Source organism: Pandoraea soli, assembly GCF_902459595.1.
GTDB lineage: Bacteria > Pseudomonadota > Gammaproteobacteria > Burkholderiales > Burkholderiaceae > Pandoraea > Pandoraea cepalis.
The window spans coordinates 1-23,441 of record NZ_CABPSG010000003.1; the positions used below are offsets into that span (position 1 = coordinate 1).

At 58.0% G+C, this 23,441-nt stretch carries 21 protein-coding genes and 1 pseudogene; 3 read left to right on the forward strand and 19 right to left on the reverse strand.

The features are described 5' to 3' along the window. Positions 1 to 993: 993 nt before the first annotated feature. The 10 genes from PSO31014_RS06510 to PSO31014_RS06555 all read right to left on the reverse strand — a co-directional run bounded on the left by PSO31014_RS06510 (position 994) and on the right by PSO31014_RS06555 (position 10,287). A complete protein-coding gene (locus PSO31014_RS06510) occupies positions 994 to 1,158 on the reverse strand; it encodes an integrase core domain-containing protein (RefSeq protein ID WP_246176424.1) in 165 nt (54 codons plus the stop codon). Between the two features lie 275 nt (positions 1,159 to 1,433). After that, a complete protein-coding gene (locus tag PSO31014_RS06515) occupies positions 1,434 to 1,793 on the reverse strand; it encodes a RidA family protein (protein ID WP_063598859.1) in 360 nt (119 codons plus the stop codon). An 89-nt stretch (positions 1,794 to 1,882) separates the two neighbouring features. Further along, positions 1,883 to 2,893 (reverse strand): ABC transporter ATP-binding protein, encoded by a 1,011-nt coding sequence (locus tag PSO31014_RS06520; protein ID WP_174976424.1) that lies wholly within the window; start codon positions 2,891 to 2,893, stop codon positions 1,883 to 1,885. Beyond that, the gene (locus PSO31014_RS06525; RefSeq protein WP_063598857.1) at positions 2,890 to 3,897 is read right to left on the reverse strand and encodes an ABC transporter ATP-binding protein; all 1,008 of its coding nucleotides are present in this window, start codon (positions 3,895 to 3,897) and stop codon (positions 2,890 to 2,892) included. Before PSO31014_RS06525 ends, PSO31014_RS06520 begins: the two co-directional genes overlap by 4 nt. After that, entirely contained in the window at positions 3,894 to 4,778 is an 885-nt protein-coding gene (locus tag PSO31014_RS06530) for an ABC transporter permease (protein WP_231113165.1), read from the reverse strand. Before PSO31014_RS06530 ends, PSO31014_RS06525 begins: the two co-directional genes overlap by 4 nt. Continuing rightward, positions 4,775 to 5,713 (reverse strand): ABC transporter permease, encoded by a 939-nt coding sequence (locus PSO31014_RS06535; RefSeq protein ID WP_063598856.1) that lies wholly within the window; start codon positions 5,711 to 5,713, stop codon positions 4,775 to 4,777. Before PSO31014_RS06535 ends, PSO31014_RS06530 begins: the two co-directional genes overlap by 4 nt. Before the next feature lie 88 nt (positions 5,714 to 5,801). Further along, complete coding sequence (locus PSO31014_RS06540) at positions 5,802 to 7,199, reverse strand: NAD(P)/FAD-dependent oxidoreductase (RefSeq protein ID WP_063598855.1); 1,398 nt, start codon at positions 7,197 to 7,199, stop codon at positions 5,802 to 5,804. Next, complete coding sequence (locus tag PSO31014_RS06545) at positions 7,196 to 7,504, reverse strand: (2Fe-2S)-binding protein (protein WP_174976448.1); 309 nt, start codon at positions 7,502 to 7,504, stop codon at positions 7,196 to 7,198. The genes PSO31014_RS06540 and PSO31014_RS06545 overlap by 4 nt, the downstream gene beginning before the upstream one ends. Beyond that, complete coding sequence (locus tag PSO31014_RS06550; RefSeq protein WP_150550878.1) at positions 7,473 to 8,600, reverse strand: NAD(P)/FAD-dependent oxidoreductase; 1,128 nt, start codon at positions 8,598 to 8,600, stop codon at positions 7,473 to 7,475. The genes PSO31014_RS06545 and PSO31014_RS06550 overlap by 32 nt, the downstream gene beginning before the upstream one ends. 106 nt (positions 8,601 to 8,706) lie before the next feature. After that, a complete protein-coding gene (locus PSO31014_RS06555; protein ID WP_150550879.1) occupies positions 8,707 to 10,287 on the reverse strand; it encodes an ABC transporter substrate-binding protein in 1,581 nt (526 codons plus the stop codon). 230 nt (positions 10,288 to 10,517) lie between these two features. Here PSO31014_RS06555 and PSO31014_RS06560 point away from each other — a divergent pair, with 230 nt between their 5' ends. Beyond that, positions 10,518 to 11,444 carry a LysR substrate-binding domain-containing protein gene (locus PSO31014_RS06560; protein ID WP_063598852.1) on the forward strand — a complete coding sequence of 309 codons (927 nt, stop codon included), beginning with the start codon at positions 10,518 to 10,520 and terminating at the stop codon, positions 11,442 to 11,444. A 102-nt stretch (positions 11,445 to 11,546) separates the two neighbouring features. On the opposite strand, the gene PSO31014_RS06565 is transcribed toward PSO31014_RS06560, so the two are convergent. From PSO31014_RS06565 to PSO31014_RS06590, 6 genes are all read right to left on the reverse strand, one after another. After that, complete coding sequence (locus PSO31014_RS06565; RefSeq protein ID WP_150550880.1) at positions 11,547 to 12,557, reverse strand: LysR family transcriptional regulator; 1,011 nt, start codon at positions 12,555 to 12,557, stop codon at positions 11,547 to 11,549. Between the two features lie 28 nt (positions 12,558 to 12,585). After that, complete coding sequence (locus PSO31014_RS06570; RefSeq protein ID WP_063598850.1) at positions 12,586 to 13,449, reverse strand: TauD/TfdA dioxygenase family protein; 864 nt, start codon at positions 13,447 to 13,449, stop codon at positions 12,586 to 12,588. A gap of 424 nt (positions 13,450 to 13,873) precedes the next feature. Continuing rightward, the gene (locus PSO31014_RS06575) at positions 13,874 to 15,244 is read right to left on the reverse strand and encodes an L-serine ammonia-lyase (protein ID WP_150550881.1); all 1,371 of its coding nucleotides are present in this window, start codon (positions 15,242 to 15,244) and stop codon (positions 13,874 to 13,876) included. Positions 15,245 to 15,327: 83 nt separating this feature from the next. Next, a complete protein-coding gene (locus PSO31014_RS06580) occupies positions 15,328 to 16,611 on the reverse strand; it encodes an MFS transporter (RefSeq protein ID WP_150550882.1) in 1,284 nt (427 codons plus the stop codon). 38 nt (positions 16,612 to 16,649) lie between these two features. Then, positions 16,650 to 17,468: a deaminated glutathione amidase gene (locus PSO31014_RS06585; protein WP_063598847.1), complete on the reverse strand. Its 819-nt coding sequence runs from the start codon at positions 17,466 to 17,468 to the stop codon at positions 16,650 to 16,652. A gap of 29 nt (positions 17,469 to 17,497) precedes the next feature. Then, on the reverse strand, positions 17,498 to 18,445 hold the full coding sequence (locus tag PSO31014_RS06590; RefSeq protein ID WP_150550883.1) for an ABC transporter substrate-binding protein: 948 nt from the start codon (positions 18,443 to 18,445) through the stop codon (positions 17,498 to 17,500). Between the two features lie 59 nt (positions 18,446 to 18,504). Here PSO31014_RS06590 and PSO31014_RS06595 point away from each other — a divergent pair, with 59 nt between their 5' ends. Then, complete coding sequence (locus PSO31014_RS06595; RefSeq protein WP_231113159.1) at positions 18,505 to 19,920, forward strand: aminotransferase class I/II-fold pyridoxal phosphate-dependent enzyme; 1,416 nt, start codon at positions 18,505 to 18,507, stop codon at positions 19,918 to 19,920. Positions 19,921 to 19,949: 29 nt separating this feature from the next. On the opposite strand, the gene PSO31014_RS06600 is transcribed toward PSO31014_RS06595, so the two are convergent. Further along, the gene (locus PSO31014_RS06600) at positions 19,950 to 21,092 is read right to left on the reverse strand and encodes a porin (RefSeq protein ID WP_484555844.1); all 1,143 of its coding nucleotides are present in this window, start codon (positions 21,090 to 21,092) and stop codon (positions 19,950 to 19,952) included. Between the two features lie 314 nt (positions 21,093 to 21,406). Between PSO31014_RS06600 and PSO31014_RS22615 the strand changes: the two are divergent. Further along, positions 21,407 to 21,577 (forward strand): annotated as a pseudogene (locus tag PSO31014_RS22615) (IS110 family transposase); the annotation flags it as partial. A gap of 470 nt (positions 21,578 to 22,047) precedes the next feature. Here the strand turns inward: PSO31014_RS22615 and PSO31014_RS06610 are convergent. After that, the gene (locus PSO31014_RS06610; protein WP_150550885.1) at positions 22,048 to 22,596 is read right to left on the reverse strand and encodes a hypothetical protein; all 549 of its coding nucleotides are present in this window, start codon (positions 22,594 to 22,596) and stop codon (positions 22,048 to 22,050) included. Next, positions 22,593 to 23,435 (reverse strand): DUF6602 domain-containing protein, encoded by an 843-nt coding sequence (locus PSO31014_RS06615; protein WP_150550886.1) that lies wholly within the window; start codon positions 23,433 to 23,435, stop codon positions 22,593 to 22,595. The genes PSO31014_RS06610 and PSO31014_RS06615 overlap by 4 nt, the downstream gene beginning before the upstream one ends. Positions 23,436 to 23,441 lie beyond the last annotated feature (6 nt).

Below are 23,441 nucleotides of genomic sequence, written 5' to 3' on the forward strand. Positions count from 1 at the left end.
ACCCCCGAGGAAGCAATGGCCAAGGAATTGGAAACCGCTGGGTTAGCTCAACGTTGCACTTGACTCTTGAGACCGCCATCCATTCAATATGTGTGTTGCTCCGCGCCCGCCGCCATCTGCTATCCCCCGACGGCGCACACCACGGTCATAGAGCTCCTGCAGAGCATCGACAGCACGCCCGTGTCGAATCTTCTGCCCAAATCTATAGTGAGCGGCGATTGAGTCCCACCAAGAAAGGCAGGCATCTCTAAGAAGCGCTCGGCGTCGCGCCAACTCTTCGCCATACGTGCGTAGAAAATCGGAATCTCTAATCCCGAGACCAATAACCAATTTCGCGTCCATCTTTGAGCTTGTTGGTACGGCCTTTGGCTCCAGCTCCAGAAGTGTCTCCACTCGTCGCTCTTCGGTCCCCATGAGCGAACTCGGGATGCGAGGAAGGTGTACATCATGCGAAAAAGTAGCAAGCCTCTGACGAAGAAAGAGCAGAAACGGTTCGATCACTTTGTTCCAGCTCGTCACCCTGGTTCTTAGCGTGGCATCTGTGCGCCTCGTTGTCATTAGGTACCGATAGCTGTCCCTTATCGCACGATCCCATAAGCGATCCCCCCCAAGCAGCTCTTTGTATCCAGACTCGATTAGTGCCCTACCGAACTTGCACAATGTCGCGTAAATCCGTTGTTGCGACAACATTGCCTGTCCCTCTACAAATGCCGGAATATGCTCGTAGAGCAGTCGCCCACCGGCGACTGGGATAGCTAGACTCGTCACGTTGATCCGCACAGTTCGACCCAAGGCATCTGGCCCAATTCTCACCCAAGTCTGGGTATCACTCACGGCCCCTCCTCATGCCTCGCGACTGGCAAATGGAAACCTCGACGCAAAGAAATTTATACCAAATGCGAATTAATACAACTAAATAATTAAATCAAAAATAAATGCAAAAAAAGTTATTTTTTTGACACAACTGTAATGACCCAGCGGATCCTGCTCAGATTAAGCGGCTAACGCGAATGCCTCAGCCGGGGTCTTCATCCTGAGCGCTTGGTGTTGGCGTCGGTGGTTGTAGAAACGTCTCCAGTCACCGATCACGCGAGCGGCATGCTGGATCGTCTCGAACCGTTGCCGATGCACGCATTGCTCTTTCAAGGTACGGATCATGCGATCAAGCCGAGAGGGACAGCTGACACGTTGGGGCGCCTGAACCAGCGTCCTCAAGATACCCGTAGGGCGGGGACGCCCATATCACCGCGGGCGAACGACTCCGCCCCCCCCCATTATTCCCTCTCCTTCTGGATGCGTCACGGCGCAGCCGTCGAACTCGAGGCGTCGGATCGCAAAATCAACGCCCCGAGCCCCAAACGTCCTCCAGAGCCACGCCGCAGTACGGTTCTAACGAACTAGGGAGAGGATCATGCCATGTTCAGACAACCGGTTCACGAGCCGACCGCGGCGCTCACGATAATCTCCACCAGAACGTCCGGTGCTCCCATCTCGCATTGCGCAGTCGCGCGAGTCGATGCAGCGCCAGGTGTCAACCATGCATCCCAGATTTCATTCATGGCCGCGAAGTCTGCCTTGATGTCCTTGAGCCAGATTTGAGCGGTCAGAAGGCGGCTTTTGTCAGTGCCAACTTCGGCGAGAAACTTGTCGATACGCGCCAGCGTCTGACGCGTCTGACCGCGAATGTCCTGACTGCGGTCTTCGGCAGTCTGGCCGCCCAGGAATGCGATTCCGTTGTACACCACGGCACTGCTGCGTCGGGCGTTCGTGTTGATGCGAACGATGTCGCTCATACTTCTGTTCCTCTCAAAAGGGGTGAAACGGCGTTGAAACTGCAAAGATGTGTGGCTATTTAAGATCGCCGAGATGACTCGCTCCGGTTTCACGCCGTTGCATGCGATACGCTCGACCGACTTGTCGTTTCATCGACCAGCGGATAGAAGCAGGCCACCGACCGTGATGTGCCCGTCTGCGTTAACGGAGGCAACTGCGACGAGCATTCGGGCTTCGCCCTGGCGCATCGCGGATGAAAAGTACATCCGGACGGCAGATTTGTCGGCGCCGGAATCTCTCCTTGAATTTTGGTCAGAGTAATCCGGGCTTGCGGATCGGGCACTGGCGAGGAGTCTCGTAGAATGCGGCTATAGGGATGCAGCGGTTGCTCCAATACTTCACCCGCCGGCCCCTGCTCGATGATGCGTCCAAGGTACATCACGCATACCGTGTCGCAGAAGTGGCGAACGACCGCGAGGTCGTGAGAAACGAACACAAACGACAGCCCACGATCCCGCTTCAGCCTTTCGAGTAGCTGCAGTATCTGAGCCTGCACTGACACATCAAGCGCGGATACCGGTTCGTCCGCGACGATGATTTCCGGGTCCAGCACCAGCGCACGTGCAATACCAATGCGCTGACGTTGGCCACCCGAGAACTCGTGAGGGAAGCGATCGAGCGCGGATTGAGGAAGGCCAACCTCTTCTATGGCCTGCTCGACCTTTCTTGCGATCGTTTTGCCGTCGCCAGCCTTATGCACGACGAGCGGCTCCGTGAGCGCCTGGCGAACCGTTCGTCGCGGATTCAACGATGCATAAGGGTCCTGGAAGACAATCTGCATGCGCCTACGCAAAGCTCGCAGCCGCGATCCCGTCGCTTTCCGGATATCTTCGCCATCGAAAAGCAGACTGCCCTCGTTCGGTTCGATGAGCCGCAAAAGCATCCGTGCGACAGTCGATTTCCCGCATCCCGATTCGCCGACCAGCCCGATCGACTGTCCGCGTCCCACGCTGAAAGAGACGTCGTTCACGGCCCGAACGATCTGAGCCGGGCCACCCAACCAGCCGTCACCGCTTTCGAAGCGCTTGACCAGGTTCTTGACTTCCAGAAGCGTACTCATACGTTCTCCGTCATTTGTTCGACCCGCACGAGGCATCGGACCTGATGTCCGGCGCCGATGTCGGCAAGCGACGGCCGCTCGACTTCACAGCGCGGCTCCTTCAGCCGGCAACGTGGCGCGAACGCGCAACCGGCAGGCCGTGCCGTGATGGCTGGCACGCCACCCGGAATCGCCTCTAGGCTCTGATGGTCCACATCGACGCGCGGCATCGCGCGCAGAAGGGCCTCTGTGTAAGGGTGCGTCGGTGAGGCAAACAGCGTCTGCACGTCCGCTGCCTCCACGACTTCGCCGGCGTACATGACCGCGACCTTGTCGGCAATCTGTGCGACGACGCCCAGATTGTGCGTGATGAACACGACCGCCATGCCATACGCCGTCTTGAGATCGCTCAAGAGACTGAGAATCTGCGCCTGGATGGTCACATCGAGCGCGGTCGTCGGCTCATCGGCCAGCAGGACACGAGGCTTGCACACAAGCGCCATCGCGATCATGACGCGCTGGCGCATGCCGCCAGAAAATTGATGCGGATAGTGGCCGAAGCGCTCGTCGGCTGCCGGAATCCTCACCTCGTTGAGCACTTCGAGGGCGAGACGGCGTGCTTCCGTTTTGGAGACGCTCCGGTGCTGCCGGATCGCTTCGGCGATCTGCTCGCCCACGGTCATCGTGGGATTGAGCGAGGTCATGGGCTCCTGAAATATCATCGCGATCGAATTGCCGCGAAGCTTATTCATCTGCTTCTCGGGAAGCGATTCGAGATTCTGACCTTCGAACAGAATCTGCCCGCCACCGTGACGCGTCAAACCCTGCGGCAAGAGGCGCAGAACCGAGAGCGCCGTGACGCTCTTTCCGCTACCGGATTCACCGACGACCGCCAGCGTTTCGTTGCGCATGACTTTGAGCGAAACGTCATTGACCGCTGCGTGCCATGCCCCGCCTACTCGAAACTCCGTGCGCAGGTTGCGCAGCTCGAGCATGGGAACTTGAGGAGTGAATTCTGGTTTCATGACCGCTCCGAGCGCATTTTCGGATCAATTGCGTCGCGCAACGCGTCGCCGAGTAAGTTGAGCGCCAGGACCGTGAGCAGGATCGCAACGCTGGGAAAGACCGTGAGCCACCAGGCATCGAGAATATTCTCGAAGCCGTCACGAATCATGCTGCCCCACGTGGCCGTCGGCGGAGGCACGCCCATGCCGATGAAGCTCAGCGATGCTTCCGTGCGGATGGCGGTCGCCATCCACAGCGATCCGAGAACGACCACGTCGGAAATCATGTTCGGCAGGATATGAACCCACATCAGCCTGATATGTCCGAAGCCCAGCGCCCGCCCCGCTTCGACGAAATCCCGCTGCTTCAGCGCGATGGTCGGCGCACGCGCGACGCGAATGAACGGCGCGACTTCGGTGATCGCGATCGCGATGATCAGGTTTTCGAGGCTGGCCCCCAGCATCGCGGCCACCATGAGACCGAGCAACAGAGCCGGGAACGAGAGCAGCACATCGACCAAACCCGTGACGAACTGATCGACGATCCCGCCGAAATAGCCGGCGAGAATGCCGAGCGCCGAACCGACGGACATCGCGATCAGAATGGCGACGAAGCTGACCAGCAGCGAGATTCGCGCGCCGAAAATCAAACGCGAGAGCACGTCGCGGCCAAAGCTGTCCGTGCCGAGCCAGAATCGCGCCGACGGCGGATCGAGTCGGAAATTGATGTGCTGCTGCAAAGGATCGTATGGCGCGATCCAGGGCGCGAACACGGCGATGAAGACGATCAGCGCGAGGAGACCAATTCCGATCCACGACAGGCGATTCTTCCTGAGTGCCTGCCATACGGGGTTGGATTTGGCGGACAGCTTCGTCGCCATGGATGCCGCAACGTTATTCATTTGTATTTCACCCGAGGATCGATCAATCCATAGACAAGGTCGGTCAGCAGATTGACGACGACCACACAGGCCGCGAAGACGACCATCAAACCCTGAAGTAGCGTGTAATCGCGCGTATTCAGGGCGCTCAGAATGAGCTTGCCGAGTCCGGGCCGGTTGAAGATGATTTCAGTCAGCACCGAGTTTCCGATGAGCGTGCCGAAGTACAAGCCGACCACGGTCACGATGGGAATCAAGGCGTTGTGCAATCCGTGTCGCAAGACCAACCGCACCGTGCCCACACCCTTCGCACGCGCCGTGCGGATGAAGTCCTCGCTCATCACATTCAGCATTGAGGAGCGCGTGACACGCATAACATAGGCCGCCATGATGAGGCCAAGATTGAACGCGGGTAACGCGAGGTTGCGCAATTGGACGCCGACGCCCTGATCCATGCTCGTGATGACCGGCAGCCAGCGCAGATGAACCGCAAAGACGAGCAGGAGCAGGATCGCGGAAACGAACGAGGGGAACGACAGGCCGACGAGCGAGAGCAAGCGGCCGAGATAGTCCGGCCACGCATTGCGTCGCAGTGCCGCCCATATGCCGAGCGGAAGCCCGATGACGAGTCCGATGGCAATGGATGCAAGCGATAGCTGAAGTGTCCACGGCAAGACGAGCGCGACCTCTTGCAAGACGGTTCTGCCGCTCGCCATTGACGCGCCGAAGTTTCCGGACATCATGTCGCGCATGAAGTGCAGGTATTGCACGTAGACAGGCAAGTCGAGGCCCATCTGCTTGCGCAGCGCGTTGAGCGCCTGCGCGCTCGCCTGGTCGCCCAGCATCGCCGCGGCGGGGTCGCCGGGAACGAGCCGGACGAGTACGAATACCGCGGTTAGCATCGCCAGCAGCGTGGGAACTGCCAGCAAGAGGCGCTTGATCGCATAGCGGATCATTGGTGATGCTCCTTAAAATGCGCCGTTTTCAACGGACGTCGAGAAAGAGACGCCGTCGCCAAATATCGCGAGGTGCCGTGAAGCGTCTTCATTCGCCGCTCTCCGTTTCGAGCGAGGCGAGCTCTCCAAGCGTCACTGGCTTCAGCGGCGGTCTGATGCGGTAGAAGCCGACTTCCGTCACCGGACGCCCTTGCGCCGACGCGACGATGTGAGCCACCGTGTACCCGCATTGCCTGCCCTGACACGGCCCCATTCCTGCCCGCGTAAACGCCTTGAGCTGATTCGGCCCGGGCTGGCCGAGCGCGGCGGCTTTGCGAATGTCGCCAGCCGTGAGTTCTTCACAGCGACAGACGATAGTCTCGTCGCCCGGGACGAGGATGCTCGCGCGCGGCGGATACAGGGCATCGAGCATGGGCCGCAACTGGAGCAGGCTGTGAAGCTGCTTTCTCAACGGCGCAGCCTGAGACGATGCGGACGTTTCGGACAAGCGTGCTGCACGGAGCGCGACGCCAATCGCGGCCAACTCTCCACGAACGGCTGCCGCCTTCGCGCCTCCAATGCCCGCGCCATCGCCGGCAACGAAAATTCCCTTCTGGCTCGTCTCGCCCCATTCGTCGAGGTCTGGGACGAGGCACGACTGCTGAGAGCTCCACGTGTGGCGACAGTCAAGTGCACGCGTCATGTGGATGGAAGGCACCACGCCTTCATGCGAAAGAAGAACATGGGCTGATTCGCGTCGCGTTGTTCCGTCGCTCAGCGTGTACTCCACTTCCTCCAAGCGCCCATCGCCAAGCGCACGGATGTTCACCACGCCCCGCACATGCCTAACGCCGGCCTTCCTGAGTTCGCGCATCCACTGCAAGCCCTTGCGGATATCGCTCCAGCCCGCGAGCACGGCGCCAGTCCACGGCAGCGCGCGGCGGATTGCGCCCGGCGGCGCCGTATCCAGCCAGCCGGCGATCTTTCCGCCCGCTCGAATCAACTGAGCCATGTAAAGCAACGGCAATGGCCCGGCCCCTGCGACCCATACGGGATCCGAAGGGATCTGTCGCGAAGTCTTAAGCAGAATCTGTCCAGCACCGACAGTGAGTACGCCAGGCAGCGTCCAACCCGGGAAAGGCGTGGGACGTTCCTGGGCGCCCAGCGCGAGCACGACCTGCTTCGCACGCACCATCTCCGCGCGCCCTCCGCGCGTCATGTACACGCGCCAGCCGGCCTCGATCTGCCAGACCTGCGTCATCGGCTCATAGACCGCTCCGCTACGGCGGAAGGATTCAGCCAGACTCGCGCCCGCGCGGTATTCATCGCCCAGAATCTCGCCTACCGGGGTCAGCGCAACGGCTTCAACCGCGCGGTAGATCTGACCGCCGGGAGCCGGCTGCTCATCGACCACCAGGACCGAAACAGCGTTGCTTCGCAGGCGCACGGCCGCGCTCATGCCCGCCGGTCCCGCGCCTACGACTACTACATCGAAATCGCGAATCATTGCGTCACCTTCTTTCGGCCGAGTTGTCGCTCGACACGCATTCCTTCTTCCACTGTTACCAGACACGATTGCGTCGACGCTACTCCGTCGACGACGGCCAGACACTCGAAGCACACACCCATCATGCAGTACGGTGCGCGCGACGAGCCATGCACCGGCGTCGTCCGGCTCGCGGTCTTGCCTTCTCGCAGCAAGACCGCCGCAACGGTTTCCCCGCGCTCAGCTGCGACAGCGTGGCCGTCGATGTATATCGTTAGCGTAGGTGCGACGAGATCAGGCAACTTTTTGAATATCGAAACGGCCATGATGGAAAGCATCGAGAGTGTTTGATGACGTGCCCTTAGCGAGCGCACGCGCATAAGCGCCCGCGTGGAACGAAGCTAGCGTGACGCCCGAATGGCAGATCGCGATATCCGCGCCGAGATGTACCTGTGAGCTCGCATAGATCGGCGCGCCATCGGGCGTCATGATTCGCAGGCAGGACCACTGGCGCACTAGGCGCGCTTTCGCGAGGTCAGGAAGGATCTGCACGGCCTTGCGAGCCATGCGAACCGCCGCATCGGACGTGGTGTGAAGATCGAATCCGACTTCTTCCTGCGTCACGCCGATCATCACCGTGCCTTCGCCTGTTTGGCGAAGACCGCTTGCGGGCAATGGCAGCAATGGCGCGAGTCTTTCAGTGACGAGCAACTGTCCGCGCTGCGGACGGATAGGAACGTCGAGGCCAACCATCGGACCCAAAGTCTTCGAACCGAGACCGGCTGAAATAAGGACTCGCTCCGCTCGCGTCTTGTGTGCGCCGGCCGTTACCTCGAAGCCGCCGCCCGCCAGAGGTTTGATCGCTCTCACTGCCTGCCCGCTTCGCAACGTGCCGCCGCGTCGGACGAATGCGGCTTGCAGCGCGGCAAGCAGGCGCAAGGGGTTGACGTGTCCATCGAACGGTCCAAGGCTCGCACCGTACACATCCCTGCCAAGACGCACAGCTGGAAGCAGACGCTCGAGCTCGCTCCGATCGACCATGCGCGTAGACGGAGCGACGTCGCGAAGCTGGGCGCGCCACGCGTTCATACGCGCGGCACGCTCGGAGAACTCCTTTTCGCTCAGGCAAAAATGCAGTCCACCGTTCTGCTCGTAGACGACCGACATACCGCTCTCGTCTTCCAACTGCGAGGCGAAACCTGGCCAATCCGCGACCGCCTCCAAGGTCAGACGCTGGTATTGCGGCTGGCCTTGTCCCTTGCCGTGCGCCCACACCAGACCGAAGTTGGCCTTTGCCGCTCGATAGTCGGTGTCTTCTCCATCGAGCATCAACACGCGAAGACCTTCGCGCACCAGTCCATACCCGGCGGCGGCACCGACCATGCCGGCCCCGACTACGACGAAATCAAACGCTTGATCCATAACGGACATCCTTGCGAAAACACGTGAACGCATCGCGCTCTTCGATCGCTGGTCGCCGTCCAATTGAGCGCGCACCAGCGAGACAGGGCATCGGAAAAGGCGTTCCTCAGGGCTTGTCTCGCGACACGGTCGTAAGCTCGGTCACGGGCGGTTGCAGACTCAAGGCCCCCTTGAGCTGATAACCGAGATTGACATTTTTGCTGTGCACCCACACTTGCTTCAGACCGAAAAGAGGAACGGCGCATACATCGTCGTGAATTTTTTGTTGCGCCTGTTTCCAGAGGTCGATTTGCCGCTGCGCGTCGGGCTCAACGGCTGCAGCCCGAATCTCCTCGTCAGCGACAGAGCAATGCCCAAAATTCGACATAGCCCCCGGCGCACCGATCGATGCCGCCGAATCGTAGAATTCTCTCAGCCAGTTCCCCGCGGTCGGAAAACGGGCCGCTCCATAGAAGACGATCGCGCTCTGGTCCTTGCGGCTTTTCGCCTGATACGTGGCGTGATCCACCACTTCCATGTCGAGCGTGATGCCCACGTGCGCGAGCTGCGCCTGGATGATCTCCATGATTGGCTGCTGCGATGAGACGTTCGAAACGACCGAGTGGAGCGTCAGGCCGTTGGGAAATCCGGCCTCAGCCAAAAGCTGTCGGGCGCGGGCCGGATCGTAGGCATAAGCGCCGCTGCTGCAGTCCTCTCCGAGATAGCCATTCGGGACGACGGAACACCCCTTGTCCGCGACGTCCTTGCCGGCATAGCGAACGATTTCATCGACATTGATTGCTGCGGCAATCGCCTGGCGAACCTTCAGGTTATCCAGTGGTTTGATGTTGCGATTGATGAAGATGGTGCGAAACTCCGCGGGATCCATGATGTCCACGTTCATGCCGCGACTTCTCGCCCTTTCAACCCAGCGTTGTTCACGCTTTGCGGCCATCAGGTCGATCTCGTTCGTTGTGACGGCCAGTTCCCGTGCACTGTCCGACAGGATCATGCGATACATGATTCCGGAGAGCCTGGGCTTGCCCCTGAAATACGCATCATTGGCGACGAGCTTCACGTATTGTTGCGTCACGAGTTGCGTGAATACGAACGGGCCCGTTCCGATCGGCGCCTGACCGAATTTCTTGCCGAGCGCCTCAGCAGCGGCTTTGCTGAGGACGCTCCCACCATGGTAGTTGGCCACTAGTCCCAGAAACGCAGCGGACGGATGCTTGAGGGTGAAGCGCACCGTGTAGTCATCGAGCGCCTCGACCTTGTCGATGACCGCGAAGTCCGCGGCGAAGCTCGAGTGCTTTGGATCGGCCGCGCGCCGTACCGAATAGACGACGTCGTCCGCTTTCATTTCTCCATAGCCACCGTGGAACTGCACGCCCTTGCGCAGGTGAAAAATCCACACCGTCTTGTCGGCGGACGCTTGCCAGTCGGTGGCCAGATCGGGCTCGATCGCCTGCGGATCGGCGCTGCCGGGTGCGAATCGGACCAGTCCGTTGAAGATTTCCGACACGATGCCAAGATCGCCGAAGTTGGTGGCCCGGTCCGGGTCCAGCGTGGCTACGTCGGCGGAGCTTGCGCTAATCACGATCGTCGGACGCGCGTCGGCGGACGATGCCGCGGAGTGAGAGACACGATGCGCCCCCATAAGAAGCGCAAGAGCGACTGCTTTCACGGCAAGTTTCGAATGCTTCATTGGCCCTAATAACTCAGAAAAAATCGGATTCGCCCGGATCGAAGCATCCGGACTGTTTATAGGTCATATGCTAATCGCAAAAAATCCCGTATCTAACTGGGAAAAACCCGATTCAATGTTGTTTTACAATATACCAATGTAAATATCATAACATGCTGATTTTTATGACTTTTCTTTTAAAGAAATACGACGTATAATAGCCAAATACAATAGATCAATGTCTTTTTGCTATGGATAAAAAAATAACACTGCGACACCTGGAAGCATTCCGAGCAATCATGGTGAGAAAGTCCGTAACGGGCGCGGCCGAAATGCTCGAAGTCACGCAGCCGGTCGTGACCCGTCTCGTGGCCGATCTCGAAGAGCGCATCGGTCTTACGCTGTTCTCGCGCGAGAAAGGACGCCTGGTGCCCACGGCGGAAGCGGCGCTTCTGTTCACTGATGTGCATCAGTCTCTGGTCGGCATCGAACGCATCGCGAACGCCGCGAGCAACATCAAGACGCTAAAGCTCGGACACATCGAGATCGCCACCGCGCCTAACATGGCGCATTCGTTTCTGCCGCGAGCGATAGCGAGTTTCACGAAAGCCCATCCGGACGTGCTGATCACCATGCATATGCATAGCTCGGCGACGGTTCTCGACATGGTCGCGAGCGATCGTTGTGACCTCGGCTTCGCGATGGTGCCTCTGAAAGCGACGCGACATGGGAACAGCGAGATTCTGGTCTCGGCGAAGATGGTCGGCGTCGTGCCTGCGGCGCATCGTCTAGCGAACCGTCAGACGCTTCAGCCAGAGGATTTCGAAGGAGAGCGCTTCGTCTCTTTCTCGCCGCTGATGGAAGCGCGAACGCGGATCGATTCCATCATGATCTCTCATGGCGTGAGTCGACGAATCAACGTTGAAACGCAGGTTTCCTCGGTGATCATCAAACTGGTCGAGTCGGGTGCGGGACTCTCGATCATCGACCCCCTGACGGCCGCGGGATACACGGGGGGGCACTTAAGGTTCATTCCATTCGAACCCAAAGTCATAAGCGATTATTCGATCGTCATTTCACAGCGTAACTCGTCAACCCTTATCCTGAAGCCCTTCATTGATAACGCGCGCCGTGAGATCCGAGCAATGTTGTCACCGCACCTGATAGTCAAAAATTGAGCTCTAGGAGGCGACCGGAAACGACTTTTGCTACAACCGCCTCCTTGAAGCACTCGGCATCAGCCACTCTGCCTTTGATCCGACGCTTTGCGTCGCGCACTGCTAGGGAGCTGGCCGAGCGGCTAGATCGTCTTTTAGGAAATAAAGCAAGGAGGTAGCCGTACGGTTGCCACCGTCCGTCTCGGGCATGATGGCAGCAACCTCGACGCCTTCAATTGACTCGATATCGATAATCGTGAGAGCGTCTTCGTACATCCCAATTTGTGATGCGGCACTGATGCGAGAGACCACAGTTACGCCGAGTCCCGCACGCACAAGCTCGATCGCGGCCCATGCATCGCGCACTTCATAGTCGAAGACCCGGTGAAGACCGGCGGCAGTGAACCAACGCTCGAGAATGGGACGAATGACGCCGCCTGGCTTCATCGCGATCAGCGGTAGCGAGGCAAGGTCATCGGGTGTCACCGCAGCCCTATCGGCGAGCGGATGAGTGCGAGGCAAGACGCAGACCAACTCACTCGTGAAAAGCGGCTCGACGACGATTCGACTGACATTTACCGGAAGGGAGACAATCCCGACGTCTGCGAGGCCGTTGGCGACGTTGCGAACCACGGCAGGACGATGAGCCGCATCCAAATCAATACGGAGACCTGGATGGCTGGCTGCAAACCGCCCAATGGCTCCGACAATCAGGGTGTTTGAAAACGCCGATGTCAGCAGGACTCGCAAAATGGCGCGGTGATGTCCTGCAATTTCGACGGCGGCTGCTTCGATACCAGAGATCCCGTCGTACAGTCGGTCCACCTCAGCGAGCAACTGATACGCGTCTGCCGTCGGGGTAAGCTTCCCTTTCGCCCGATTGAAGAGCGCAAAGCCCACCGCAGTCTCAAGCGTCGAAATCTGATAGCTGACGGCTGGCTGACCGATGGAAAGAATCTCCGCGGCTGCAGTCATTGAGCCAGCACGCATCACTGCTCGAAACGCCTCAATCTGCCTAAGTTTGAGTCCCATGATGGACGCACCTTCGCCGTTGTTACGGTCATTCCCGGAACCATCAAACGAGAACGGGAAAGCAAATCGGGATTTGCCTTCCCGTAAGAACGTCTTTCTCAACGACCGCGCACGACTAGACTGCCCGAGCTTACGCGGCGACCGGACGTTCTCCTTCCACCGTCGTGCGATGCATCAGACGCGTCGTCGCCGGGTCGAACGAGTCACGATAGTGCATCAGGCAACGATTGTCCCACATCATCATGTCGCCCGGCTGCCACTGCTGAATCCAGACGTGATGCTTGTCCGTCGCGCGTTCCCAAAGGTCGGCGAGCAGCTCCTTCGCTTCGGCTTGCGGCATTCCCACAATCGCTTGGCGGTGCGGTTCACCGCCGAGATAGATACACGGCTTCTTCGAATCACCGTGCAGACGAACGATAGGATGGTCGACACCCGACCACGTCGCATAGTCTTCATTGTCCGGCTTCGTCTTATTCAGACGCACCTCACCACGACCATCGATGACGTTCTGGTGATGAATTTCCAGTCCCTTCAGGCGTTGCTTCAACGCTTCCGGCAGTGCAGCGTACGCCGAGTACATGTTCGCAAAATACGTATTACCCCCTTCCGGAGGAATCTCGATCGAACGCAGGATGGCAGCCGAAGGCGGACGCTCAACAAACCACGTATCGGTGTGCCAGTTCACTTCACCGTCGCCCAAGTCGCCTGCTGCCGTACCGTCTACCTTCTTCTTGTTGCTGATGACCAGGATTTCGGGAAACTCCGCGTTCTTACCCTGTTGCAGCTGGCGCGGATGAATGACCGGCGGGCCGAGACGCTTGCTGAACGCCACCTGCGTTGCATCGTCAATTTTCACGTTACGGAAGCGGATGAGCGGATACTGTTTCCAGACGGAACGAAACTGCTCGATGGTCTCGTCATCGAGGGACTCGAAAGGAAAGTCGGGAATCTCGGCGACGAAGTCTTCCACGAGCGGCGTGACGGTGAATTTCATGTCGGGGCCTCTTCAATGTTTGATATGGACAACGCAGGCTTCGTTAGCGCTGCATCGTAAAACTATTGTGTCGCGGCAAAACGCTCTTGCCCAATAGAGCTTGAGGCATGCCCTATCGAAAAATTTGATACCCAGCCCTCCGTGCGCGTTCGAAAAGCCGAATAGCTCGATAGGGTGAACTGAAATTCGACAAGCCGGATGGACTCTTGGCTCGTCTGTAATGCGTGCATCAAAAGTCGGTTACTCCGACGCCAATTTGTCCACCATGATCCGCTGTGACAACCTCCTTGATGACAAGTTAGTCGCGGACGATGTCGGCGAGGACCGCATTTCCGAGCTGCGAGCCGAGACCGGCAAGCTCGAACATGTCGATGCTCAATCCCGCGAGCGCATTGACAAGAGACGACCTACGGACCGTCCGGTATCAGCACTCGATAATGTTGACCGCTAAACCTCCGCGCGAAGTCTCCTTGTACTTCGTCTTCATATCCGCGCCCGTCTGCATCATTGTCTTGATGACAGAGTCAAGCGACACGTAGTGGCTGCCGTCTCCGTTCAGCGCCATGCGTGCTGCATTGACTGCTTTGACTGCACCCATTGCGTTTCTCTCGATGCATGGGATTTGCACCATCCCCCCGACGGGGTCGCACGTCAGACCGAGGTTGTGCTCCATGCCAATCTCAGCTGCGTGTTCAACTTGTTCCGGCGTCCCTCCCATCGCAGCACACAATCCACCAGCTGCCATCGAGCAAGCCACTCCGACTTCGCCCTGGCATCCGACCTCTGCGCCAGAGATCGATGCGTTCAACTTGTACAGAGTGCCGATGGCTGCAGAGGTCAGCAGGAAGGCGAAAATGCCTTTCTCGTCAGCCTCGTAGATAAACTTCATGTAGTAATGCATTACTGCCGGGATGATGCCGGCCGCACCGTTGGTCGGTGCCGTCACCACTCGTCCGCCGCTGGCATTCTCCTCGTTCACTGCAAGCGCAAAGAGGTTGAGCCAATCCATCGCCGCCAAAGACCAGTCGCCTCGACCATCCTTGCGCAACAGCTGTTGATGCAGCGCCTTTGCTCGTCGCTTGACCCGCAATGGACCCGCGAGGTTTCCTTCAGTCCTGCAGCCGCGGTCCACACATGCTTGCATGACCGCCCAAATGCGGCGAAGTCCCTCGACTATCTCAGCGTCGGCCCGCCACACGAGTTCGTTCTGCATCATGAGTTCAGCAATCGACAGCTCGTTCTCGCTGCACAGCTGCAGAAGCTCCTTGCCGCTCGAGAATCGGTAAGGCAACTGGAGTGGCGCATCGAGCATCCGCGAATTGTCTGCGCCAGCGGTCACCACGAAGCCTCCACCGACGGATAAGTACGTAGACTCACGAACAATGCTTCCGTCCTCTCGGTACGCCAAAAGCTTTAACCCGTTGGGGTGTTCCGGAAGTGCTTGCCGATAGAAGGCCACATCGCGACCGGCACTAAACGGGACGTGGTGACTACCGGCAAGAGTGAGTTGACCGGAAGTAATCACTTCCAGAAGACGTGACTCAATAGTGTCTGCGTCGATGGTGTCGGGTGCCTCTCCGAGCAGCCCGAGGATCACACCTTTGTCGGTCCCGTGCCCCTTTCCGGTGGCCCCCAAAGACCCGTAAAGCTCGGCACGGACTCGCGCTACAAATGTCAACATCTCGGAACTTTCCAAGCCTCGCACAAACATCAGTGCTGCGCGCATTGGGCCAACTGTGTGTGAGCTTGACGGGCCGATGCCAATCTTAAAGAGGTCAAACACGCTCACTGCCATTGGATTTTCCTCTTTCACATTAGGAAAAAGCGGGCACCTAACGGTGCCCGCGCAAGACCTACCCCACTCATGGAGAACCTAAATTAGTGGGCGTTGGATTGAATTGCACTGCGGCGCCAAACTGGCAGCGTGCAAATCACAAGACCGGAGATGACTGCTGCCGGAACAATCAACAGCGACGGTGCCGCAGACATATGCAGAGTTGAAATGAGCCACGTCGACACGAGCGGCGAGAATCCGCCGAAAATCGATACAGAGAGGGTGAAGCCCACGCTCATCCACGTCGTACGAAGCTTCGTTGGGAAAATTTCGCAAATCGCAGCAGGCGCCGGCCCCGAGAACAGAGCGAACAGTGCACCGAAGCAGCACTGCAACAGCAGCACCTGCTGGAAGCTAGCGCCGCTCGACATCGCGCGCAGAATCGGATACGCGACGATTGCCGTGAGAATGCAGCTCGACAAAAGCAGCGGCTTACGGCCAACGCGATCCGAGATAGCACCTGCAACGGGAAGCAGCAATGTCTGAACAAGCAGCGCGATATTGCTCGCCAGAAGCGCCTGTTCTCGCGCCAAGCCAGCCTCGCGCTGGGTGTAGGTCACCATGTACGCGTTCACGAGATACGACAGCACGGTCCAGAAAATCGTGAAGCCAAACGCCTTCAGGCCAAGCTTGAACGCAGCGCTGCCTGCAACGGGAATCGTCAGCACTTCCTTCTTGCTTTTCTCGTACTCCGGCGTCTCTTCAGTCTTGGCTCGCAGGAAAATGCTGAACAGCGAAATGGCAATGCCGCCAGCTACGAACGGCACGCGCCATGCCCATGCATGCACGACGTCTGCGGGCACAAGCGACAGCAACGAAGCAACAATCGAAGCCAGCAGCGCGGCACACGAAGCACTTACAGTCTGGAAACTACCGAAAAATCCACGGTGTTCCGGCGGAGAGGACTCGACGATGAAGGCGGTCGACGTACCATATTCGCCCCCCGCTGCGAAGCCTTGTAGTGCGCGCAATGAAACCAAGAGAATCGGAGCCGCAACACCAATCGACTCATAGCTCGGCACCACACCGACCCCGATGCTGCCAATTGCCATACACGTCACGGTCAAAAGCATCGCCGGCTTGCGACCTTTGATGTCGCCAATGCGGCCGATAACAAGGCTTCCGACGGGGCGCGCAACGAAGCCAATTCCGTAGGCTGCGAAGGTTTCCATCAGCGACACTACCGGGTCCTGATTCGGAAAAAACAGCTTTGCGATTGTCGCGACAAAGTACGCGTATACCGCAAAGTCGTAGAATTCGAGGAGGTTTCCGCTTGCGGCTGCAATCACGGCAATCCACGTCTTCCGATTTGAATTATAAGTTTTCATACTTAGTCTCCGTATGTCTCTCTACCGAAGCCGTCGCGTCAAGCGGCGACTATCGCACCTGCTTCGGTCTTGTTGAGTTCTGGCGCAGCGAAGCGCCGGTTTGCGAGAACCGGCAGGACCGTCCGAGCGTGGTCGATGCGAGCAGGGTCGATCTCAGCGTAGAGAAGCGTCTCCGCTTCTCCCGCGCGGGCGATTGCCACGCCGAGTGGGTCGACAACGACGCTTGCTCCGATGTTGCGCGGGCCGCATTCGCCACTTGCAATCACATAGCAAGTGTTGTCTAGAGCGCGTGCCGTCGTGAGAACTTCCCAGTGCCATTCTTTCATCGGTCCCCTGACCCAGGCTGCTGGGAGCACAAGAGCGTCGGCGCCATCGAGTGCCAATCGGCGTGCAAGTTCCGGGAAGCGAACGTCGTAACAAGTCATCATGCCAAAACGCAGTCCGTCCACCTCGACAAGCGGGGGGACTTCATTACCGGGTGCGACGCGGACCGACTCCTGCATCGAGAATGCGTCGTAAAGATGCAGCTTTTCGTATTTGGCAATCACCTCGCCATTACGAATAGCCACGAAGACGTTTTTGACTCGTTCAGCGCCAGTGTTGACGTGTATGGTCAGCATCGTGGTCATGTCGTTGCCCTTGCTCTTTTCGAGCAAAGCCGTCATGAACGGACCGTCGAGCGGCTGGGCAGCACTCAAAACAAGGTCCGGGTCGGCGATGTCGCGCGCCAGAATGCCCTCAGGAAGGACGAAGAGCCGAACGCCGGCATTGGCGGCGGTGTGCATCAGCTCGACGCATTTCTGCTGATTTCTTTCGAATTCACGGTCTACAGCGATTTGTCCGATTGCGATTTTCATTGAAGCTCCTGGCATCACCCAGAGATGATTCAGATCCGAAAGAGCGTCTTCGCGTCGAGGCGCGTCTCAATAATGCGCTGCTCGTAAAGCTCGACTGCGAAGTCGTCAATCATCTTTTCATTGCTTGCGAAGCCGTTGGAGTTCCAAGTCGCCGGCAGGTCGCGGGTGGCTCGCGCAATGTCGTCGAGCAACCAGGGGGTTGTGTCTTGATACTTGGCTCGCTTTTCCGACCAGACACGCGACGATTCGTCGATAATTCCGCCAATTTCGCCCGCTAGCCAGGGATATTGTTTGCAGAGGTCAGGCTTGACACCGAGGATGTGAATTCCGGGGACGTATCCAACCTCCCTGAAATACCGCACCTCTTCGGCTCGAAAATCCGAAAGTAAGAACCGAAGTCCGGAGTGGTCGCTAAAGAACGCAGGCGGAAGAAACGGCGAGAACAACGCATCGAGCTCGCCGCCTTTGACCATATCGACAAGCGGCTTCTCGTTCGGCGTCGCGTCAATGCGACCGGGTCGTGCAAATCGGCCTAGGCGGTCAATGATTGGATCAGATTCCGTTAAACGCCCGGCGTACCACCGCACGTCCTCAATTCCGATTCCCGCTCGGCGCAGCAGAGTCCGAGTCCACGTGTTGCCTGAGTCGGACCAGCCGGTTACGCCGATACGCTTTCCGGCAAGGTCTTCGACTCGGGTAATGTCGCTGCCGGTGCTCGTGAGGATGCACCGCTGGCGAAAGCCTCTCATCAGGAAATGGGGCAGGCACCAAAGCGGATAGTCTCCACCAGTCGCCATACCCTGCACGTACTTACTGAAGGACACTTCTCCCGCGTCGTAGTCGTTTTCCTGAGTCCAGTCCTGGACGGCTTGGACGCGATGCACGTCAATGTCCAACTTACTCGACTTGACGTCGCCCAATGCCAGCGGGGTCAGATAGTCCCAGTCCCGCACTGCCAACTTCACCTTCAACTTCATGTCGTTCCTCACTTTGTAGCGCTGTCGTGAGCGCGTCGGCTCAGCGACAAATTCAGTGTATGAATACGTCAAAAAATGTACAATGTGTTTTTTGTACTTGCACAAAAATTACTTATATGCATGACGACGACCGCATCGCTGAGCTTGTCTGTCTTATCCAGAACCGCAGTCCGGCCGGTATTGCGGTCGAAATCGCCAACCTCATCCGCAGCGGCAAGTTGCCCATTGGCACGCAACTGCCCCCCGTCCGCGACCTCGCCGCCGCACTTGGTGTTAGTCCTTCGACGGTCTCAAGCGCATGGCGACAGTTGCGTTTGCACCGAATGGTTTCCGGCTCACGTCGCAATGGCGTCTGGGTTCAAGGAGACCAAACATCGCTTCGCCCTGTTCGTTATGAGGGACGAGGTAACTTTGGTCCCTTCGCTGTCACCGACTTGCGCCTCGCGACCCCCGACGCCGCACTGCTTCCCGACTTGTCACAGGCTCTGGCGCACGCGACCAACGCAAAAAACCTAAACAGCTACATGAGAGAGGTCATCACCCTCTCATTGCGCGAGGCCGTTATGCCTGCATGGCCCTACGAAGCGCCAGCCTTCATCGCGACAAATGGCGGATACGATGCTCTTTACTTAGCCTTGGTCTCGTCCGTCCTTCCGGGTGCGTATGTCGCCGTCGAGACTCCCGCAACGATTCGGATTCTCGACATCGTCGACAAGGTTGGGGCTTGCTCACTCCCCATCGAATGCGACGACGAAGGCCCACTACCTGAATCGCTTGCCACTGCTTTGAAACGGAAGCCCTCCGCGTTTCTCTTCCAGCCCGGCTCGCACGCAGCTACGGGGCGTGTACTGAGTAAAAAGCGCATTGCCGCGCTCACCAGCCTGCTCAAGAAGAGCGACACGCTCATCATTGAAGACGACGGACTTGGCTTTATCTCTCCGGAGCCAGCGGCAAGCTTTGGCAAGTCGTTCCCGGAGCGCACTGTCCACATCAAATCCTTCTCCAAATCACATGGTCCGGACTTACGCCTTGCCGTTATGTCTGGCTCTGCAAATTTCATTGACCAGGTTCGTGGGTATCGAAACTTCCGCGAAGGCTGGACCACGCGAATCCTTCAAGAGGCCGTCGCATGGCTCCTGAAAGACAAAGAGTCCATCGCTTGCGTCGAGCGTGCGCGAGCGATATATGCGGAGAGAAACGCCGCCTTCTCCCGTGCCCTCACTGAGCGCAACATTCCCCACAGCGCCGGCGGACTCGTGGCCTGGGTTGCCGTTCCATCGGAGCAACATGCCTTGGTCACGCTAGCCTCTCGTGGCATCGCGGTGAATCCTGGTAGCTCGTCTGGACTGACCAAAACGTCACACTTGCGCATCGCGACTGGTCAACTGGCCGACGACTATGAACGAGTCGCCGACGCGGTTCTTGCCGGCCTTCACGACCCCGGCCTCCAAGGACCCGCTGAAGCCTACTACTGAAAGCGGCGGTGCTCGCGGCACCGCTTGCATCAGAATTTGTGGTTGATACCCAACGTCGCCACGAGCTGATGATTCGTCGAAGACGGCGTTGCTAGATTGATGGCCGCGACCGCTTTGTTGCCGAGCGAGTTGGTACCGCTGGCTGTTTGATACAGGCCAACCAAGTAGAGAGTCGTGCGTTTGGAGAGCGAGTAAAGCGCACCTAAGTCGTATTGGTTGTAGTGCGCGCCGGAGTCGCTTGTTGCACCGCTATCGCGCGTGTAGCTGTAGGCGAGGCCCAGCAATAGAGAAGGTGTTACGTTGTACTTAACGCTCACTTCACCAATGTTGAAAGTCGCGGAGCCACGATATGCACTCGTTACTGGGCTCAGCCCGGCAACCGGCGTCGCACCAAGGCCGAAAAACTTCACGTTGCTGTAAACCACGCCCAGCGTTGCCGCGCCAAGTTTGTATGCAGCGCCTGCAGTCACGATCTGTTGCGAGCCCGCCGAGGCGTATCCAGCAACAGCCGGGCTGGTGATGTTAACGCCGGTCGTGCTGTCGTCGGCTCGGTTGCCGTAGAACGAGAAGTTCGGATTCTTCGCATACAGGTAGGCGACCGCTGCCGAGAACGGGCCGTTCGCGTATGCGACATCGAGATCGTAGATGTTGTTCTGCGCAAAATTGCCGGCCCGGCCGCCGAAGCTATAAAGGCCGCCGAAGGTCACGCCGTGATAGTCGACGCTCTGGAACTTCACAGCGTTGTTGATGCGCCAAGAACTATCGAGGTTATCAACGTCACCAACGTGAGCGCCGTATGCCGCACCGCCAGCTGCCCAGCTCGCTGCCTGGAACGGTCCAACTTTCACCGACACATCCGAATACTGGCGGCCCAGCGTAAAAGTGCCATATTGATTTGCTAGACCGACGTAGGCTTGACGGCCAAACTCAGTGCCGTTCTGGCCTATCGTGCCGTTTGTCACGCTGTATCCGGCCTCCAACTGGAAGATCGCCTTCAATCCTCCGCCAAGATCCTCAGCACCTGTCAGGCCCCAACGAGCGCCATTCATGTTGCCCGAAGTCATCGCAGTCTGATGTTTGCCGCCCGCATTCGAGTTGAAGCTCATGCCTGCATCCACGAGGCCGTAGAGCGTCACGCTGCTTTGAGCACTTGCCGCGCTGGAGAAGACCATAAGCGCTGCGGCGGTAGTGACCGTCAAGGTGAGAGAAAGGCCCCGGCCTTTGTCCGCACGAGTTCTCGAATTCATCGTTTACGCCTTTATCTAGTTTGAAATGGGCAATAGCGCACACGTGGTCCTTGATGGCCGTGGTGCATCGGTTGAAGGTTTGCAGCGGGGTTTGCCGACCGCCTTCAATCCAATGAAACGGAGAATAATGAAGAACAAAAAGTTGCACAACAATGTTTATGTACTTGCACAAAAATTTTTTGCTTTCTAGGGTTTGCCCTAAGCCATTGGTTCCAATGGGTTTTTCAATGCCTGCTGGTCAATGCACTCGGACTAGCATGGAGTGGGTCGAGCGACAGAGCGGCCCGCTCGCCGACCGGGTTGAGGTCATTTTGGCGCGACGGCACTCCAACGTCGTGGTCTGTTTTCTCGCGAACAAGTTGGCTCGCACCGCTTGGGCACTGGCAACTCGCAACAGCACCTTCGATTAGGGATCGGCCGCCATGCCTGTTTAACCAGTCGATCCCATTTAGCGCTTCATCGAAGTCAGGTGGCGCGCCCGAGCATGTCAAGACGCAGCAATCCCATTACTGGATATTGGGGTTCGGTGGCAGGGCGGATTTCCGCATTGGCACGACCGCTTCGTGTAGCGTCATACCGTCCGTATTTTCGCGTCCGCGAAAGCACACCCTCGCCCAGCAGAGCATCGCCCCGCGCCCCACCGGGTCCGCACCGGCCGACCGGGACCGCTGCGCGCCCTTGGCATTGGGAGGAGCTGATTTCGCTCCGGACCTAGCAGACGAGCCTTTGCAGCAATCGGCGTCGCACCTACGTGAGCGAGATTCTACGGTGCATATTTCGGACGCTAATGGTAGCCGTACACAGTGGCAACGGACCGCTCGTTTCTAGTCCAGCTGACCGTCAGGATCTGCGGCTAGGGACGCACGCCCTCATGCGCACCTCAATCGCCCGGTAGAAAGATCTTGTTTGGACATTTCATCCCAAACAGTTTCGAATCGCGCTTGTTCTTCCATTTGCGAATCCGATTGCGGATCGGATCGTTAAGCGTAGTACCGAAGCGCTTAATGAGTGGACTGGGCGTGTCGCCTTCCACTGCGGACCACTTAAAGCGACCATCGACGATTTTCGAAAGGAGAACTGCGTAGCGCCACAAGTCCACGGGATTGGTCGCCGTGCACACCTGGGCAGCCCAGTGGCGAGACCACTGATGCCGTTCCATTGCATATTTGGCACCCCCATACGCCCGCAGCAGAAACCCATGCTCATCCTTCAGCATTTCGGCAGTCTCGATCGCACAGGTCTCATCGGGTGACAGACCGGCCACCATGGCGGCGCGGGCGCGATGCACGGGATCGGTCCGGCGTCGACGATCGACGACATAGTCGCGCAAGACATTGAGGCGCTCTGCCCTGATGGCTGCCAGAATCTCCATGGCGAGTTCATAATCGTTGCCGATTCGGTCGAGGCGCGCGAGGTGGAGTTCTTTCATTTCGTTGCCGTCGGCCGCACCCCATATAGAGACGTCATCGAGGGCAATCTTATCCCGACCGAACGTGACGCGCATATGAGCGGCGATGTTCTTGGACCCAAGTTGAGTGGGGATGACGATGCGGAGGGAGCAAGGTAATTTCCAAGCTTTGGAAAAAGTCGACTCCGTGCTAAATCTTTGTAGCTATTTGTCACACCAGCGATGAATGACAGGACTTCGTCATGGTCGTCGGTGCCAGGAGAGAATATCCAGTGTTCTCCCTGATCCCAGCAGTACTCTCGCCCAACAACGCAAAGTGCCGCCAATGCGGGTGATTCATGTTTGCGACTATAGATTTTTTCGTAGCGGTAGCATTCTCGTAGAGCCTCGCCGGACAGATCTGCCCCCAGGGCAAATACGACACTGCGTACCCGCTCAATGTTGTGATGCTGAACGGTGCCATCGTAATTTTCCAAGCCAGGCAGGTACCCGAATGCTCGGAGAGCATTGGCACTATCATGAGCTATTGAGAGCTCCTTTGCCGTTAAAGTGGCTTTGACCTCGATCGCATATAAGACAGCCTCGATCGGAAAGATTCCGGTACTATCGTCGTAGATAGATTTGTCGTACAGAATAATATCGATCTGAGTTGACATACTTCCATGTATTTTATCGATTATCTGACCGCTGCCTATTCCAATATCGCTCGGTAACAGAGGGCGAAATAGTCTCGCGACCAAGATCTCGAGGACCGTTCCTTTAACACCTTGGTGTTTGATGGAGCTTGCCGCCCGGGCTTCTGCAATTGCGCCGCTGATTTTTGCGCGTAGGAATGCTTGATATTGATTCTTGTTGGGCATTGCGAG